We start from the raw sequence: 18,286 nt of genomic DNA, 5'->3' as shown, positions 1-18,286 counted from the left end.
GTATTTAAGCAGTTAGTCTTAGGATTGACTGCTTTTTCACACCCAGAAAGGAGTGATTGATTTATGCGTAAGATTTGGAACAAAGGACACCGTATCAGAGCCAGCGACAAGCACCTTGTCTACCACTTTTCCATAGGGACGCTTCTGTTTGTGTTCGTGGCGGTTCTCCTGCTACTCAATATCAAACAGCTCATGCGTACCGATTGGGAGCATTTCAGCTTGTTAGAAAACGGCTTGACGCTTTCCCCTTACAACTTCATAACCATACTGATAGCGACTGGTGTTTGTGCATTGGTCGCTTTTCTGTATTACCGCTTCTGTTACGACAGTTTTAAGAAGCTCCTGCACCGTCAAAAGCTGGCAAGAATGGTACTGGAAAATAAGTGGTATGAAGCCGATACTGTACAAGACAGCGTTTTTTTTACTGACCTGCAAAGCAGATCAAGGGAAAAAATCGTCTGGTTTCCGAAGATTTACTATCAAATGGAAAAAGGACTGCTTCATATCCGTTGTGAGATTACGCTGGGAAAATATCAAGACCAGCTTTTACGGTTAGAGGATAAATTGGAAAGTGGCTTGTATTGCGAGCTAACCGACAAGACCCTGCATGACGGCTATATCGAATATACCCTGCTTTATGATATGATAGCGAACCGCATTACTATTGATGAAGTACGGGCAGAAAACGGCTGTCTTAGATTGATGAAAAATCTTGTCTGGGAATATGACGCACTCCCTCACGCTCTGATTGCTGGTGGGACGGGTGGCGGTAAAACCTATTTTCTGCTGACGCTCATTGAAGCCTTACTGCATACAAACGCTGTCCTTTATATCTTAGACCCGAAGAACGGTGACCTTGCAGACTTAGGAACAGTCATGGGAAATGTGTATCATACCAAAGAAGAAATGATTGATTGTGTCAATGCCTTTTATAAGGGCATGGTACAACGAAGCGAGGAAATGAAGCGACACCCGAACTATAAGACGGGCGAAAACTACGCCTATCTGGGACTGCCACCCTGCTTTCTTATCTTTGATGAATATGTGGCGTTTTTTGAAATGCTGGGGACAAAAGAAAGCGTGAGCTTACTTAGCCAGCTAAAGAAAATCGTTATGTTAGGGCGACAAGCAGGTTATTTCCTTATCGTTGCCTGCCAGCGTCCAGATGCAAAGTATTTCTCGGACGGTATCAGAGATAACTTCAATTTCCGTGTGGGGCTTGGGCGTATCAGCGAATTAGGCTACGGTATGCTGTTCGGTTCAGATGTGAAAAAGCAGTTTTTCCAGAAGCGTATCAAGGGGCGTGGCTATTGTGATGTGGGAACAAGCGTCATAAGTGAATTTTACACGCCTTTAGTCCCGAAAGGACATGATTTTTTGCAGACTATCGGCTCTCTTGCACAAGCAAGGCAGGACGGGACGGCGACGTGCGAAGCGAAAGGCGACGGCACGGACTAGCCGTTGCTGGTGTGGCGTAAGCCACGCCAGCAGGTAAAACCCCTCGGTATCTAACAGAGGGGTACGTTTGCAAATAGACAATAGACAAAAAACATAGGAAACATAAGGCTTCTGGCATGGTTTCCTAGCAAAAATCGACTGTGAAGTCGCCTAAAAAAACTTCACACTTTACAGATTGGGGGTATGGTTCTGAATGAAGAACAATGGATAAAAAAATTACGGGAGAAACGGATTGCTTACGGTATCTCACAAGGCAGGCTGGCGGTGGCTTCTGGTATCACAAGGGAATATCTCAACAAGATAGAAAGCGGAAAAATGAAGCCGTCAAAGGAACTTCTGGAAACTCTGCATAAAGAACTGGCAAGGTTCAATCCAGAAGCACCGCTTACCATGCTGTTTGATTATGTGAAAATTCGTTTTCCCACGCTGGATATACAGCACATCATCAAAGATATATTAAAATTGAATATCAATTATATGCTCCATGAAGATTACGGACATTACAGTTATACGGAGCATTATTCTTTAGGGGACATCTTTATCTATACGTCGGCTGACAAAGAAAAAGGTGTCCTTTTAGAGTTAAAGGGGCGTGGTTGCAGGCAGTTTGAAAGTTACCTGCTGGCACAGCAAAGAAGCTGGTATGACTTCCTCATGGACGCACTCGTAGACGGTGGCGTGATGAAGCGTATCGACCTTGCTATCAACGACCATACGGGCATTTTGGATATTCCAGAGCTTGCGGAAAAATGCAGGAAACGGGAATATATCGGAAAGTCCAGAAGTTATAAGTTTTACCAGTCGGGCGAGCTTATCAAGCACAGAGAGGACGACAGAGAATATATGGGACGAACCCTTTATCTTGGTTCGCTGAAATCAGATGTGTATTTCTGTATCTATGAAAAGGACTATGAGCAGTACGTCAAGTTAGGGACACCTCTGGAAGAAGCCGACATTATCAATCGTTTTGAGATACGGCTTCGCAATGAACGTGCCTATTATGCAGTACGAGATTTACTGACCTATTATGACGCAGAGCAGACCGCCTTTTCTATCATCAACCAGTATGTGAGGTTTGTTGATGAAGAACCAGACAAGCGAAAAAATGACTGGAAACTCAATGACCGCTGGGCTTGGTTTATCGGCGATAACAGACAGAGCTTGAAGCTGACGACAAAGCCAGAGCCTTACACCTTAGACCGCACGTTGCGTTGGGTACAAAGGCAGGTAGCACCGACCTTGAAAATGCTGAAAAAGATTGATAAGGGAAACGGTACAGACTACATGGAAACAATCGAACAGCAGGCAAAGCTCACAGAAAAACATGAAATGATAATCAAACAGCAGACGACCCCTGCAAAAGATTTGGTGGAAAGTTAGGAGTGATAAAGAATGTGGGAATTGTTGAAAGACTTATTGCTGGTATCTGTGGGAATGGGTATCGGAGTAGTCATGATGTGTATTGTATCAGTCGGCAAGGAAGCTGACTGTGAAATGATGAAATTAAAAGAAAGCGAGGACAATTAAATGAATTTCGGTCAAAATTTATATCAATGGTTTTTATCAAACGCACAGAGCTTGGTGCTTATGTCGATCGTGGTTATCGGTATCTACTTAGGTTTCAAGCGTGAGTTTTCCAAACTTATCGGCTTCTTGGTAGTTGCCTTAATTGCTGTCGGCTTGGTATTCAATGCTGGCGGTGTGAAAGATGTACTGTTAGAGCTGTTCAATAAAATTATCGGTGCTTAAAATTTTGTTGTAATGCTTATATGTGAATGGTATAATTGGGGTATGAAAAAAGATAAAATAGATTTGGAGTTAAGCTATGGATTATGTCATACGGGAAATAAAAAAAGAAGAATATGTTTTACTCAATGACTTTTTGTATGAAGCAATTTATATTCCAGACGGTGTTGAGCCACCACCTAAATCAATAATTAACTGTCCAGAATTACAAGAATATGTTTTTGAATTTGGAAAGCGAAAAGATGATAGGGCTTTAGTTGCGGAAGTTCAAGGAAATGTCGTGGGTGCTATTTGGGTACGAATAATGAACGATTACGGACACATTGACAATGATACACCGTCCCTTGCTATGTCTGTTTTTCAAAAGTATAGAGGACAAGGGATTGGAACTTCATTATTGCAACAGTTATTGTCAATGGAAAAATCTTTTGGATATTCAAAAATTTCCTTATCTGTTCAGAAAAATAATTATGCAGTAAAAATGTATAAGAAAGCAGGTTTTCTTGTTGTTGATGAAAATAGCGAAGAATATATTATGACCGCAACTCTATAACAGATAATCTAGTTTACAATTTCATATCCATACACACAAAGCAGTTAGTCTTAGGATTGACTGCTTTTTTCTTACCTAAAATTTCAGATTGGAGTGATGAAATGAACGATATTTTTAAGGATATGCAGGCAAAAGTCGGCTGTGAATACATTTCCGACCTGCCCTCTTACAAGCGTAAGGTGTGGCATGAAATGAAACGGCTGAACCCTGCCGACTATGAAGAAAGACAGTTAGACGATTTTTATAAATATGTGTTTGGTATGTCGTACCAGACCTTAAAAGATGTGATGAAACAACAGAAAGGACGTGAGGAACAATGCAGGAAACAAGGGTGCTGGTGGAAACGAAAGGAGCAACTGGCGAAGAAACAATATCATACTGGTTCGACCTGCCGATAGAGGTTGCCGAGTTTGAAGAAAAGTTAGGTGTCGGTGCAGAAAGTGGGGATTACCGCATTATCGAAAAGGTGTTGCCTTATGCTAATGAAGTCCACGAACATACCAGCGTGTACCAGCTCAACGAATTAGATTTTATGTACCGCCAGCTTTCAAGTGATATGCAGGAAGAATATGTATCACTACTTACGGTGTTTGAGAATTTAGAAGCACTTTATATTTGCAGGAACGTGATTACGGTTTATCCCGACTGCAAAAGCATGATTGATATTGCAAGGCAAAAGCTGATGAATGACCCGACATTCAAACATCTGTCCGAGGACTGTCAAGAATATTACTTTGACTTTGAAGCCTACGCTTCTCACTTGCAGGAACACGGGAAATTTTTAGTAACGGAACACGGTATCTTTGAACTGCCAGAGTAGGAAATGAGGTGGTGCTTATGATTGATGATATGGCGGTTTATATTGCTAATCTTGGCAAATACAATGAGGGCTATTTAGTCGGTGCTTGGTTCACGTTTCCCATTGACGAGGAAGATGTAAAAGAAAAAATCGGCTTAAATGAACAGTATGAGGAATACGCTATCCATGATACCGACAACTTCCCCATTGCGATTGGCGAGTATGTTTCTATTGAAGAACTCAATGAGATGTATGAAATGATAGAGGAACTTCCCGACTATATCGTAGAGTGTCTGGACGAATTTATCAGCCACTATGGGACGCTGGAAGAAGTCGTGGAACATAAGGACGATATTTACTATTATCCCGACTGTGAAACCATGACAGATGTTGCCTACTACTACATAGACGAATTGCAGGCACTTGGAGATATTCCACCCAGCTTACAGAACTACATTGACTATGAAGCCTACGGGCGAGATTTGGATATGGGCGGTTGCTTTATTGAAACAAGCCGAGGTATGTGCGAGATACCATATTAACGCTGGACGATCAGCGACAAGCATGGTTGCTACTGACAGCGTATTTCTCTTTAAGGGACAGTCTGAAACATGGCTGTCCTTTTCTCTTTGAAGAACTTACGAAAGGAGCTGAAAGAACTTGAAAAAGATTAAATCTTACACGGGTATCTGGAACGTGGAAAAAGTCTTGTATGCAATCAATGACTTTAACTTACCCTTTCCCGTTACCTTTACACAGATTACATGGTTTGTGATTACAGAATTTATCATCATTCTGTTTGGGGATATTCCCCCACTTTCCATGATTGAGGGAGCATTTCTCAAATACTTCGGTATTCCCGTTGCTCTCACTTGGTTCATGTCGCAGAAAACTTTTGACGGAAAGAAGCCGTACAGCTTTTTGAAATCACAGATAACCTATGTGTTAAGACCCAAAATCACTTATGCAGGAAAAGCCGTAAAACTGCATAAGCAGATACTCAATGAAACAATCACGGCAGTAAGGAGTGTGAACTATGTTCCCGATAAAATATATTGACAATAACCTTGTCTGGAACAAGGACAATGAGGTGTTCGCCTACTATGAGCTGATACCGTACAACTATTCTTTTCTATCCGCAGAGCAGAAATTTATCGTGCATGACAGTTTTCGCCAGCTTATCGCACAGTCCCATGAGGGTAAAATTCATGCCTTGCAGATTGCCACAGAAAGCTCAATCCGCAGTATGCAGGAACAGTCAAAGAAACTGGTAACGGGAAAATTAAAGGAAGTTGCTTACCAGAAAATAGACGAACAGACCGAAGCGTTAGTATCTATGATTGGGGACAATCAAGTGGACTACCGCTTTTTTCTTGGCTTTAAGCTCATGGTTACGGAAGAACAGCTCAATCTGAAGAACATCAAAAAATCGGCGTGGCTGACGTTTACAGAATTTCTCCATGAAGTGAACCATACGCTGATGAATGATTTTGTTTCCATGCCGAATGATGAAATCAACCGTTACATGAAAATGGAAAAGTTACTGGAAAATAAAATCTCCCGTCGCTTTAAGGTGCGTCGCTTGGAAATCAATGATTTTGGGTATCTCATGGAACATCTTTACGGCAGGGACGGTATCGCTTATGAAGATTATGAGTACCAGCTACCAAAGAAGAAATTGAAGAAAGAAACGCTGATAAAATACTACGACCTTATCCGTCCGACAAGGTGTGTGATTGAGGAAAGCCAGCGGTATTTACGCTTGGAACATGAGGACAAGGAAAGCTATGTGTCTTATTTTACCGTCAATGCGATTGTAGGCGAGCTTGATTTTCCGTCAAGTGAAATCTTTTATTTCCAGCAACAGCAATTCACATTCCCCGTTGATACTTCTATGAATGTAGAAATCGTGGAGAACAGGAAGGCTCTTACCACAGTAAGAAATAAGAAAAAGGAATTGAAAGACCTTGACAATCACGCTTATCAAGCAGGAAGTGAAACCAGCTCAAATGTGGTGGACGCATTAGACAGCGTGGACGAACTGGAAACAGACTTAGACCAGAGCAAAGAAAGTATGTATAAGTTAAGCTACGTGATACGGGTGTCTGCACCCGATCTTGACGAGCTGAAACGCCGTTGTGATGAAGTCAAGGACTTTTACGACGACCTCAATGTAAAGCTGGTGCGTCCTGCTGGGGATATGCTGGGGCTTCATTCTGAATTTCTTCCTGCCAGCAAGCGATATATCAATGATTATGTGCAGTATGTAAAATCAGACTTCTTGGCAGGACTTGGCTTTGGTGCTACCCAGCAGTTAGGGGAAACTACGGGTATCTATATGGGATATTCCGTTGATACGGGAAGAAATGTGTACCTGCAACCGTCCCTTGCCAGTCAAGGTGTAAAAGGTACAGTTACCAACGCCCTTGCTTCTGCTTTTGTCGGTTCGCTTGGCGGTGGGAAGTCGTTCTGCAACAATCTTCTGGTGTACTACTCTGTTCTCTTTGGGGGACAAGCGGTTATCTTAGACCCAAAATCAGAGCGTGGCAACTGGAAAAAAACGCTCCCAGAGATAGCCCATGAAATCAATATCGTAAACTTAACCAGCGATAAAGGAAATGCAGGACTTCTTGACCCATTTGTGATTATGAAGAATGTAAAAGACGCTGAAAGTCTGGCTATCGACATCTTGACATTTTTAACGGGTATTTCCTCTAGGGACGGCGAAAAATTCCCCGTGTTACGAAAAGCGGTGCGTTCCGTTACCCAGAGCGACAGTCGGGGTTTGCTCCATGTGATAGACGAGCTACGCCGTGAAGATACACCCATATCAAGAAATATTGCAGACCATATTGACAGCTTCACAGACTACGATTTTGCACACCTGCTGTTTTCAGACGGTACGGTGGAAAATGCTATCAGTCTGGATAACCAGCTCAATATCATTCAAGTAGCGGACTTAGTATTACCAGATAAGGACACAACCTTTGAGGAATACACGACCATTGAATTGTTGTCGGTGTCTATGCTGATTGTGATTAGTACCTTTGCCCTTGATTTTATCCATTCGGACAGAAGTATTTTTAAGATTGTAGACCTTGACGAAGCGTGGGCGTTCTTAAATGTGGCACAAGGAGAAACGCTCTCTAACAAGCTGGTTCGTGCTGGACGAGCTATGCAGGCAGGCGTTTATTTCGTTACACAATCTTCTGGGGACGTGTCAAAGGAAAGTCTGAAAAACAATATCGGCTTAAAATTCGCTTTCCGTTCTACTGACATCAACGAGATAAAACAGACCTTAGAATTTTTCGGTATCGACAAGGACGACGAAAACAACCAGAAACGGCTTCGTGATTTGGAGAACGGACAATGCTTATTGCAGGACTTATACGGGCGTGTCGGTGTGGTACAGATACACCCAGTTTTTGAAGAACTGCTACACGCCTTCGATACCAGACCGCCCGTACAGAGAAATGAGGTGGAGTGATGAAAGAAAGGATAAAAGGTGCGTTCACAAAAAGGAAGATACTTCACTTTCTCAAAATGGCTCTGTTCGTGGTGGCACTCTCCCTTATCCTGCTTTCACTTTTGGGGACGGTGGCTCATGCAACGGGACTTGTAGACGATACCATAAACGCAGAAAATCTTTACTCAAAATATCCCCTTTCCAACTACCAGCTTGATTTTTATGTGGATAATAGCTGGTCATGGTTGCCGTGGAACTGGCTGGACGGCATTGGAAAATCGGTACAGTACGGGCTTTACTGCATTACCAACTTTGTCTGGACGATAAGCCTTTATTTAAGCAATGCCACGGGCTATGTGGTGCAGGAAGCCTATAAACTTGATTTTATTAACGATATGGCAGACAGTATCGGAAAGAGCATACAGACCCTTGCAGGTGTAACCGAGAACGGCTTTTCTTCTACGGGCTTCTATGTTGGTTTCCTGCTTCTCATTATCTTAGTGGTGGGAATGTATGTTGCTTATACGGGACTGATTAAACGGGAAACCAGCAAGGCACTTCACGCTGTTATCAACTTTGTGGTGGTGTTCGTGCTGTCCGCTTCGTTTATTGCCTACGCTCCCGACTACATCAAGAAGATAAATGAATTTTCATCAGACATCAGTACCGCTTCTTTGGACTTGGGAACAAAAATCATGCTCCCCAACTCCGACAGCGAGGGCAAGGACAGCGTGGACTTGATACGGGACAGCCTATTTTCTATTCAAGTGGAACAGCCGTGGCTACTTCTGCAATTCGGTAACAGCAACACAGAAGAAATCGGGGCAGACCGTGTCGAAGCTCTTGTATCGGCAAGTCCAGAGGACGAGGACGGGAAAACCAGAGAGGAAGTCGTGAAAACAGAAATCGAGGACAACGACAACAACAATCTGACAATACCGCAGGTAGTGAACCGTTTAGGTATGGTGTTCTTCCTACTGTTCTTCAATTTAGGGATAACAATATTTGTATTCTTGCTTACGGGCATGATGTTGTTTAGCCAGATACTTTTTATTATCTTTGCAATGTTTTTACCTATCAGTTTTCTACTTTCCATGATACCGAGTTATGAAAGCATGGCAAAGCAGGCAATCGTGAGGGTGTTTAATACCATAATGACACGGGCAGGAATAACGCTCATTGTAACAGTAGCGTTCAGCATTTCCAGTATGTTTTATAACATCTCCACGGACTATCCGTTTTTTATGGTGGCGTTCTTGCAGATAGTGTGTTTCGCTGGTATCTACATGAAGCTGGGCGACTTAATGAGTATGTTCTCACTTAATGCTGGCGACAGTCAAAGCATGGGACACAGGATTTTCCGCAGACCGTATCTGTTTATGCGACATCGGGCTAGGCGTATGGAACACCGTATTGCAAGGGCGGTAAGTGCTGGCGGTATTTCGGGCGGTGTCGCTGGTGCGGTTGCTGGAAGTGCCGTTGCTGGCAAACGGGCTGAAAGAAAAAATACCGCTTCTAAAGAAAATCGGGGCAATACCACTTCCAGCGTGGGACAGCGTGCAGGCTCAAAGGTGGGTGCTGTCTTAGATACGAAAAATAAAGTGAAAGACAAGGCAAATGCTGTCAAAGAGAATATCAAGGATATGCCGACACAGACCGCTTATGCGGTGTATTCCACAAAGGAAAAGGCAAAGTCCAGCGTGTCCGACTTCAAGCGTGGCATGGTGCAGGAACAGCAGTCCAGACAGTCGGGACGATTGGAAAGGCAGGCACAGCATAGACAGAGTATCGCTGACAAGCGTATTGAGCTTCAAAAGGCGCAAGAAGCAAGGCAGGCACAGCGAAAGACGGACGGATCAGCGACAACGGGAGCTACCCGTCCCCATGAGCGACCAGCCACAGCTTCAACCATTCCAAAGCCGAGTGCGGAAAAAATGCAGGAAGTGAAACGCCCTGCCACAGCGACCACTTCAAAAGCAAGTGAGCCAGTCAAGACGAATGTTGTAAAAGAGCGTCCGTTATCTTCTGGTGCTTCTGATAGAAAAGCGACCCAGCCTGCACAGCCAGTACATAGGCAGAATGTAGAAAAAGTGGTATCGCAGGAAACACACCAGAATGACACCAAAGACCGCAGGATAAAGGTTCAGCAAACGCAAACCGTCCAGAAGAACCAACAGACCATAGAGAAAACTCGTAACCTTGTAACGAAGAAAGGACAGAAGAAAAAATGAAACTGAAACATATCGCTCTTATCGGCAGTCTGTTTCCTATCCTCTTTTCTCTGGTGCTTTTCTTTGGGGTGCTGATTAGTGCGGACAGCGACGATGAGAACAGCAACTTTTCTTCTGGCATTACGGGTATGAACTTATCCGCAGAAGTCTTGAAACATCAGCCTATGGTGGAAAAGTACGCCAGAGAAAGCGGTATCTCCGAGTATGTCAATGTGCTACTTGCTATCATTCAAGTAGAAAGTGGCGGTACGGCAGAAGATGTTATGCAGAGTTCGGAAAGTCTGGGTTTACCGCCCAACTCTTTAGATACGGAAAGCTCAATCAAGCAGGGGTGTAAGTATTTTGCGTCCCTGCTTTCTTCCTGCAAAAATCAAGGTATCGACGACTTGAATGTAGCAATACAGTCTTATAACTATGGCGGTGGCTATGTGGGTTATGTAGCTGGAAAAGGAAAGAAACACACTTTTAATCTTGCAGAGAGCTTCGCCCGTGAAAAGTCGGGTGGAAAGAAAGTAACCTATACTAACCCGATAGCCGTTGCGAAGAACGGGGGCTGGCGATATGGTTACGGAAATATGTTCTACGTCGAATTACTCAATCAATATCTGACCGTGGCACATTTTGATAATGCGACGGCACAAGCGATTATGAATGAAGCGTTGAAATATCAAGGCTGGAAGTATGTATATGGTGGCAGTAACCCGAACACTTCCTTTGATTGTAGCGGACTTGTGCAATGGTGCTATGGAAAAGCTGGTATCTCTTTACCGAGAACGGCACAAGCACAGTATGACGCTACCCAACATCTCCCACTCTCGCAGGCAAAGGCTGGGGACTTGGTGTTTTTCCATTCTACCTATAACGCTGGTTCGTATGTAACCCACGTCGGCATTTATGTAGGAAATAACCAGATGTACCATGCAGGCGACCCGATAGGATATGCAGACCTAAGTAGTAGTTACTGGCAACAGCACTTAATCGGTGCAGGACGAGTAAAACAATAGAAAGGACTTGAAAAATATGTTTAAGAAGAATAAGAAACAGACAGAAACTATCAAAGAACCAAAAGAAAAAAAGGTGCGTACTGTCAAGGTAGGCACACATAAGAAAACCGTGATTGCGTTGTGGGTGGTGCTTGTCGCAAGCGTGAGCTTTGGGGTGTATAAGAATTTTACGGCTATCGACCAGCACACCACCCATGAAAAAGAAATCATTGAACTTCGCTTGCAGGACACCAACGGGATAGAAAATTTCGTGAAGAATTTTGCGAAGTCCTATTACACATGGAATAACAGCAAAGAAGCGATTGAAGCAAGGACGCAGGCAATCAACGGTTATCTGACAAAGGAATTGCAGGGCTTGAATGTGGATACCATTAGAACCGATATACCAACCAGCTCCACGGTTACAGATGTGATTGTATGGAGTATCGAACAGTCGGGAACGGACACTTTTTCTGCTACCTACGAAGTAGATCAGCAGATAAAAGAGGGAGAACAGACAAGCAATGTGAAAGCAACCTATACTGTAAAAGTCTATGTGGACGCAGACGGGAATATGGTAATCGTTCAGAACCCTACCCTTGCACCAGCAATCGAAAAATCAGACTATGAGCCAAAGACACCAGAAACAGACGCAAGTGTAGACGCTGGTACTGTCAATGACGCTACCGCATTTCTGGAAACATTCTTTAAGCTGTATCCGACAGCGACAGAAAAAGAGCTTGCCTACTATGTATCGGGAAATGTGATTGAACCTATCGGCAAGGACTACCTTTATTCTGAATTAGTAAACCCTATCTTTACAAAAGACGGGGATAATGTGAAAGTCAAGGTTGTTGTGAAATTCCTTGATAATCAGACAAAAGCGACGCAGGTATCGCAGTATGAGCTTGTGCTACATAAGGATAGTAACTGGAAGATTGTAGGATAAATGATATAGCGTGCATTTCCTATCAGATTTGCACGCTTTTACAAAACGACAAGAAAACTGTGCAAAAATATTGACTTGTAATGACCGAATGCTATAATATAAATGACAAGTGTACTTGGTATTATTTGAAAGGAGCGTTATATAATGGATAAAGAAAAAATACTATCACAAAACAAAAAAGAGAATCTATATCTTGATGAATACGAAAAACATATTAAACTTCAAGGGAAATCTTTTGGCTTAATGTTTGTTTTATTTATCTGCATTTTAATTCTTTTCATTAAAGCAGTTTGTAAAGAACCTTACTATGACATAATGACAATTATTGGGTCTGTGGCATTTGGCTCTATGGGTTATGAAGCACATATTTCAAAAAATAAATCCAAATTTGTTATTGCTTTATTCTTTCTTCTATTTATGGGGTATTACTTTTATAAATTTTTAATGGTAGGTTTATAGAATGGACGAACATTTAATTTTGCGAAACAGATTAAAAACTGTACGAAAAGAAAAAAAATTATCACAAACAGAATTAGCTGAACTAGTCGGGGTTTCTCGGAATACAATTAGTTCTATTGAAACTGGACAATTTAATCCAACAGCAAAATTGGCATTAGTGCTTTGTATAGCTTTAGATAAAAAATTTGAAGAATTATTTTATTTTGATTAAAGGAGAGAACGATTATGGAATTAGAGGAATTGATTGTTGAAATAGTTATAGGATTGTTTTTACTTTTTACATCTTATCAAATAGGTATAAAAGAGAATATTACTTTATTACATGGTTATCATTATACACAACTTGACCCTAAAGATAAAAAGGTGTTTACAAAAAAAATAGGAATAGGCACTTTACTGGTTAGTATTGGTATTCTTGTTATGCCGATTATCAATTTAATCTCTCATTCTGAATTAGGCTATTACATAGGTCTTATTTTGATTGTTGTAGGAGTGTTTTATATCATATTCATCATTGTAAAATACAATGGAAAACTTATTAGCTTTAAAAAGTAGAATTGAGGTATGAATATGATAGGACTGAACAAAAGAGATATAAAAAAGGCATTGAAAGCTGGTGCAAAAGCTGGCGGTGTATCATTGGCTGATGTTCGGGCGGATATTGAAGCTACGATTGATGAAGCTATGAATAGCACCGACCCAGAGGTGCAGGCAAATTTCAAAAAGTATTTTGGGAATAAACGCCCTACACCAGAAGAATATATTTATATCATTACGAAAAAGACAAAGGCAAAATTATAATAAAAGGGTCGTGGAAATGCTTCACAAAATTGTGATCTGCATTATCACGGCTCTTTTACTCTCTGTTTACTTTCAAAACTGTAAGTGTAATTGAATACTGCCCTTGCTATAATTTAATTGTATTCCAAAACAAATAAATGTGGCAGGAAGAAAGGAGCGATTTTTAATGGAACACATTTTAAATTTAGAGCAAGTAAAAAAATACTACGGGGGTAACTCTGGAAATATCACAAAGGCAGTAGACGGTATTTCTATGTATGTAGATAAGGGCGAATTTGTCGCAATCATGGGAGCTAGTGGTTCTGGAAAGACTACCCTATTAAACTGTATCTCTACGATTGATACTGTAACCAGCGGACACATTACAGTCAATAATCAAGATATTACCAAAATCAAGGATAAAGATTTTGCTGATTTCAGACGTGAAAATTTAGGGTTCATTTTTCAAGATTTCAACCTTTTAGATACTTTAACGATTGGAGAAAACATTTCTTTATCATTGGTTATCAACAAACAGAACCCTACTGATATTGAGAAAAGAGTTCATGCTATCGCCGATAAATTGGGTATTCGTGATATTTTATCGAAATTTCCTTATGAAGTTTCTGGCGGACAAAAACAGCGTTGTGCTTGTGCTAGAGCCTTAATCAATGAACCGAAACTGATTTTAGCTGATGAACCGACGGGAGCTTTGGACTCAAAAGCTTCCAGATTATTACTGGAAACAATGTCTGAAATCAACAAGAAAATGCAGGCTACTATTTTAATGGTAACACATGACCCGTTTAGTGCGTCTTTCTGTGAACGTATTTTGTTCTTGAAAGACGGTAAAATATTCAATGAAATTTTCAGAGGGGAAAAAAGCAGAAAAGATTTCTTCAATGAAATACTGGATATATTAACCTTGCTCGGAGGTGAAGTGGGAAATGTTAGGTAAGTTAGCGTATAGAAATACAAAAAGAAATATTAAAGATTATTTGATTTATCTGATAACCGTTACTGCATCCTTTTCTCTTATATTTGCTTTTAATTTGGTGGCAAGTTCTGATGAAATTGTAAAGTTATGTTCCAGTATGGATGCATTTAAGAATTCATTGTTCGCTGTAAATATCCTTATTATTTTTGTGATATGCTTTTTGATCAACTATACAACGAAATTTATGTTTGAAAAAAGAAGTAAAGAATTAGGAACATATATGCTTCTTGGCATTAAGAAAAAAGAAATTGCCCACTTAGTTATAATTGAAAATATACTGTTGGGAATTTTAGCATTTGTATTAGCTATTCCTATTGGCTTTTTATTCAGCCAGTTTGTGTCGTTAGTAATTGTAAACTTACTGGGTATTCCAAAAACTCTCTTTATTTCTTTGAATTTTGTTTCTATTGGACTATTGATAATTTATTTTTTAACTATTTATGTTTTGGTTTTACTTAATCTATTAAGAAGAATAAGTAAAATGACGATACGTGATTTTCTTTACTTTGATAAACAAAATGAAAAGAAAATGTTCCGTGACAGTAAAAAAAGAAATGTCATTTTTGTTTTAAGTATTATTCTTGGTGCGATTTCTCTTTTTCTCTGGAATTCACGTTGTACTATGGATAATTTTAATAAGCAAGAAACACTTACCTATTTGATGGTAAGCGTAATCATGTTGATTATCAGCATTTATGGTATATCTACAACTTGTGCAGATATGTTCTTGACTGTTTTGTTAAAGAATAAAAAAATGAAATATCAAAATGATAATCTGTTTGTAGCAAGAACATTTGCTTCTAAAGCAAGAACAATGAGCTTCACATTTGGTACATTGTCTATGTTGATTTTAATTTCACTGCTGGCTCTGAATTATTCTAGTATCAACAAAGCTTCGTATGATATCAGCGTGAATTTAAATGCACCATATGATGTACAACTCTTTGATGATAAGCAGGTATTTGATGAATATATTCGAGTAATTGAAGAAGAATATACGATTGATAATACCATTGAGTACGACATTTATAAAGAGCCGAATCATCAGGTACAAAATTTTTTCCAATCAGAATATTATGATTTTGACCCAGTCTTGAAGTTAAGTGATTATAATAGATTACTAGAATTAAGAAAGATGCCGTTGCTTTCTTTAAATGATAACGAATACTATATAGTTACAAATAGCAAGTTTGCATATGAGGTTGAAGATAACAAAGATATTGAAACCATAACAGTAGCAAATAAAAATTTGAAATTAAAAGGATATGACACTAAGTCTTATTGGAACTCTATAACTAATACTGGCAGATTTGTTGTTGTACTTCCAGATAAATATGTTCAAGGACTTGAAGTATCAGAAAATCATTTGATTATAGATACAAAAGAAGATACAGACGCAGAATTAGAAAATAAGATAAAAGAAGATATGCAACATCAATTAGTAAAGGTTGATGAAAATGGAGAAATAAATGACGAATCGTATAGAGTAAACGTAAGAGGTGCAGAAATAGAACAACAAAAAGCAATGGTTGCAATAGTAGTCAGTCTGTTTATGTATATTGCATTTATCTTGATTTCCGCAGTAGGGACAATTTTGGCAGTTCAATCATTGAGCGACTCTACTAAATACAAATATCGCTACCTAACCTTGCGAAGATTAGGAATAAATGACAAGTCGCTATTTAAGACAATCAGAAAACAATTATTGATATTATTTTGTGTCCCTGCAATATCAGCAATATTATGTTCTTTCGTGATGATGTCGTCATTGAATAATGTATATCAACAAATTTTGGGAGATAAACACCTTTATCTAATGTACTTTGGCTTGAATTTAATTATCTTCTTCCTAATTTATAGTATTTACTGGATAGCAACGTATATCGGTTTCAAACGAAATATCAATGAGGCGAGTTAGATTTTTCTAGCTCTCCTGCTGTGGAATTATTATAATGGTAAATCAAGGGGGTGTTGAAATGAGAATAGCAATTATCGAAGATGATGAAATCACTCGTTTGGAGCTTTCTAAATTATTGAACACACAAGGATATGAAACAGTTTTATTGATTGACTTTGGAAACCTGACAGATGAATTAAAGCAATATTCCATAGAACTGGTTCTGCTTGATATTAACCTGCCGTATGAGAATGGCTATGAAGTATGCAGGAAAATAAAACAAGTCATGCCAGTACCGATTATCTTTGTAACAAGCAGAGATACAAATGCTGACGAATTGAAAAGTATTCAAGTGGGTGGGATTGACTTCATCACAAAGCCGTATGACACGCTTATTCTTCTTGAGAAGATCAAGCGTGCATTGCAGTTGTCAAACCCGAATAATTTCCGTGAGCTTGTCAAAAAAGATTGTACCCTTGATTTACATTTATCCATTTTGAAGTATCAAGAGCAAAGCATTGAACTGACAAGAAATGAATTTCGTATTTTGTACTACTTCTTTATGAACGAAGATAAAGTTATTAGCAAAGAAGAACTATTGGAAAAGCTGTGGAATGACAAATATTATATAGACGAAAATGTATTATTGGTTAATATGACCCGTCTAAAAAAGAAAATGAAAGAAATCGGTATTGTTCATTTATTGGAAAATATACGAGGAAAGGGTTGGAAACTGTGAGTTTTTTTACATTCTTAGAAGAAAAAATAACAGAGATATTGTTTCAGCTTTTCTTTCTTGCCGTAGTAGCATTTCTCTTGATTTTCTACGGTGTAGATACGCTGTTTGTTGTATCGCTGGTAATTCTGTTCATCAGCATACAAGGGCTTTTTCAATGGTGTTTGTATCGGAAGAAACGTAACGCTTCACAACATATTATTGATTTAGTAGACGGACTGGAAGAAACCTATTATATTGCAGACGTTTTACCAAAGCCAAAAGAATTTCAAAATAAAGCCTATTGCTACGCACTAAAAAAAGCTTGCAAATCTATGAATGATGAAATCGGCAAAATCACAGAGGAAAAGCAGGACTATCAAGAATATGTGGAAAGTTTCGTCCATGAAATTAAAATACCGATAGGAGCATTGTCTTTGACGTTTGACAATACAAAAAATTACACATTAAAAAAAGAAACAGACAAAATATTTCAGTTAGTGGAACAAATGCTCTACTATGCAAGAAGCGAAAATACGGAAAAGGACTATTTTGTAAAACAGTTGCAGTTAGACGAAGTGATACATAATGTCATTCTGAAATTCCGTCATTCGCTTATGGAAAGAAAAGCAATTATCAATATCCATGACATAGAAAATGTCATTTATACTGATGAAAAATGGCTGACATTCATTCTATCTCAAATCGTGCAAAATGCGATTAAGTATTTTGATAAGCAAGAAAATAAGCTGACGATATACAGTCAAGACAATGGTACAAATATATTGCTTGTGATTGAAGATAATGGTTGTGGAATAAAAGCGTCTGATTTATCCCGTGTATTTGAAAAAGGTTTTACGGGTTCAAATAGAAACAAGGCAAATGCAACGGGTATGGGACTGTATCTATCGAAAAAATTATGCGATAGGTTGGGCTTGAAATTGGATATTGCTTCTACGGAAAAAGAATATACAAGACTGACCATTACATTTCCAAAAGGAACAGTTCATAATTTTTCAGAGTAATTTGAAAACCATGCCAACATTGATACGGTGCTTTAAGGGGGCTTGCATTATGGAAAGCTTTAAGTACAATTCTTTGCAATCAAATTCCACCTAATAGCACACTATTAAAAATTGAATATGTTTTAGCTTTAAAGGCTCGTACAGACTATATGTTTTGTGCGGGCTTTTTTCATACCCGAAAAAAATTTAAAAATTTTTCAAAAGAGGTCATTAAATCACACCTTTCAT

21 protein-coding genes are annotated in these 18,286 nt (G+C 39.5%); all 21 read left to right on the top strand.

Going from position 1 to position 18,286, the window contains the following annotated elements:
• Positions 1–63: 63 nt before the first annotated feature.
• The 21 genes from G4417_RS03430 to G4417_RS03330 all read left to right on the top strand — a co-directional run bounded on the left by G4417_RS03430 (position 64) and on the right by G4417_RS03330 (position 18,058).
• A complete protein-coding gene (locus G4417_RS03430; protein ID WP_161276710.1) occupies positions 64–1,458 on the top strand; it encodes an FtsK/SpoIIIE domain-containing protein in 1,395 nt (464 codons plus the stop codon).
• A 183-nt stretch (positions 1,459–1,641) separates the two neighbouring features.
• Positions 1,642–2,838: a MobT family relaxase gene (mobT, locus tag G4417_RS03425; RefSeq protein WP_117613853.1), complete on the top strand. Its 1,197-nt coding sequence runs from the start codon at positions 1,642–1,644 to the stop codon at positions 2,836–2,838.
• Positions 2,839–2,850: 12 nt separating this feature from the next.
• Positions 2,851–2,985 carry a DUF3789 domain-containing protein gene (locus G4417_RS03420; RefSeq protein ID WP_117613852.1) on the top strand — a complete coding sequence of 45 codons (135 nt, stop codon included), beginning with the start codon at positions 2,851–2,853 and terminating at the stop codon, positions 2,983–2,985.
• Positions 2,986–3,207, top strand: a complete 222-nt coding sequence (locus G4417_RS03415) for a hypothetical protein (protein ID WP_003060793.1) — start codon at positions 2,986–2,988, stop codon at positions 3,205–3,207.
• Between the two features lie 76 nt (positions 3,208–3,283).
• Entirely contained in the window at positions 3,284–3,757 is a 474-nt protein-coding gene (locus G4417_RS03410; RefSeq protein ID WP_117613851.1) for a GNAT family N-acetyltransferase, read from the top strand.
• A 101-nt stretch (positions 3,758–3,858) separates the two neighbouring features.
• Positions 3,859–4,155, top strand: coding sequence for a conjugal transfer protein (locus tag G4417_RS03405; protein WP_173682637.1), 297 nt, complete (start codon positions 3,859–3,861; stop codon positions 4,153–4,155).
• Entirely contained in the window at positions 4,074–4,577 is a 504-nt protein-coding gene (locus G4417_RS03400; protein ID WP_148461407.1) for an antirestriction protein ArdA, read from the top strand. Before G4417_RS03405 ends, G4417_RS03400 begins: the two co-directional genes overlap by 82 nt.
• A 17-nt stretch (positions 4,578–4,594) precedes the next feature.
• Positions 4,595–5,098 (top strand): antirestriction protein ArdA, encoded by a 504-nt coding sequence (locus tag G4417_RS03395; RefSeq protein WP_002323345.1) that lies wholly within the window; start codon positions 4,595–4,597, stop codon positions 5,096–5,098.
• A 118-nt stretch (positions 5,099–5,216) separates the two neighbouring features.
• On the top strand, positions 5,217–5,615 hold the full coding sequence (locus tag G4417_RS03390) for a conjugal transfer protein (RefSeq protein WP_113655970.1): 399 nt from the start codon (positions 5,217–5,219) through the stop codon (positions 5,613–5,615).
• Positions 5,593–8,043, top strand: coding sequence for an ATP-binding protein (locus tag G4417_RS03385; RefSeq protein WP_173682636.1), 2,451 nt, complete (start codon positions 5,593–5,595; stop codon positions 8,041–8,043). Before G4417_RS03390 ends, G4417_RS03385 begins: the two co-directional genes overlap by 23 nt.
• The gene (locus G4417_RS03380) at positions 8,043–10,253 is read left to right on the top strand and encodes a CD3337/EF1877 family mobilome membrane protein (RefSeq protein ID WP_173682635.1); all 2,211 of its coding nucleotides are present in this window, start codon (positions 8,043–8,045) and stop codon (positions 10,251–10,253) included. Before G4417_RS03385 ends, G4417_RS03380 begins: the two co-directional genes overlap by 1 nt.
• The gene (locus tag G4417_RS03375) at positions 10,250–11,257 is read left to right on the top strand and encodes a lysozyme family protein (RefSeq protein WP_129981353.1); all 1,008 of its coding nucleotides are present in this window, start codon (positions 10,250–10,252) and stop codon (positions 11,255–11,257) included. The genes G4417_RS03380 and G4417_RS03375 overlap by 4 nt, the downstream gene beginning before the upstream one ends.
• Before the next feature lie 16 nt (positions 11,258–11,273).
• Positions 11,274–12,185, top strand: coding sequence for a conjugal transfer protein (locus G4417_RS03370; RefSeq protein WP_173682634.1), 912 nt, complete (start codon positions 11,274–11,276; stop codon positions 12,183–12,185).
• A 144-nt stretch (positions 12,186–12,329) separates the two neighbouring features.
• The gene (locus tag G4417_RS03365) at positions 12,330–12,644 is read left to right on the top strand and encodes a DUF6442 family protein (protein WP_055157126.1); all 315 of its coding nucleotides are present in this window, start codon (positions 12,330–12,332) and stop codon (positions 12,642–12,644) included.
• 1 nt (position 12,645) lies between these two features.
• The gene (locus tag G4417_RS03360) at positions 12,646–12,855 is read left to right on the top strand and encodes a helix-turn-helix transcriptional regulator (protein ID WP_005342572.1); all 210 of its coding nucleotides are present in this window, start codon (positions 12,646–12,648) and stop codon (positions 12,853–12,855) included.
• A 14-nt stretch (positions 12,856–12,869) separates the two neighbouring features.
• Positions 12,870–13,199, top strand: coding sequence for a DUF3784 domain-containing protein (locus G4417_RS03355; RefSeq protein ID WP_003061243.1), 330 nt, complete (start codon positions 12,870–12,872; stop codon positions 13,197–13,199).
• Positions 13,200–13,214: 15 nt separating this feature from the next.
• The gene (locus G4417_RS03350) at positions 13,215–13,445 is read left to right on the top strand and encodes a hypothetical protein (RefSeq protein WP_003060191.1); all 231 of its coding nucleotides are present in this window, start codon (positions 13,215–13,217) and stop codon (positions 13,443–13,445) included.
• Between the two features lie 166 nt (positions 13,446–13,611).
• Entirely contained in the window at positions 13,612–14,382 is a 771-nt protein-coding gene (locus G4417_RS03345; protein ID WP_003061398.1) for an ABC transporter ATP-binding protein, read from the top strand.
• Positions 14,372–16,339, top strand: a complete 1,968-nt coding sequence (locus G4417_RS03340) for an ABC transporter permease (RefSeq protein WP_021739837.1) — start codon at positions 14,372–14,374, stop codon at positions 16,337–16,339. The genes G4417_RS03345 and G4417_RS03340 overlap by 11 nt, the downstream gene beginning before the upstream one ends.
• A gap of 58 nt (positions 16,340–16,397) precedes the next feature.
• Complete coding sequence (locus tag G4417_RS03335) at positions 16,398–17,057, top strand: response regulator transcription factor (RefSeq protein ID WP_117628737.1); 660 nt, start codon at positions 16,398–16,400, stop codon at positions 17,055–17,057.
• A complete protein-coding gene (locus G4417_RS03330) occupies positions 17,054–18,058 on the top strand; it encodes a sensor histidine kinase (RefSeq protein WP_029730928.1) in 1,005 nt (334 codons plus the stop codon). Before G4417_RS03335 ends, G4417_RS03330 begins: the two co-directional genes overlap by 4 nt.
• Positions 18,059–18,286 lie beyond the last annotated feature (228 nt).

This window comes from Blautia wexlerae, from assembly GCF_013300825.1.
GTDB lineage: Bacteria > Bacillota > Clostridia > Lachnospirales > Lachnospiraceae > Blautia_A > Blautia_A wexlerae_B.
This window is presented reverse-complemented; position numbering and strand designations above follow the sequence as displayed.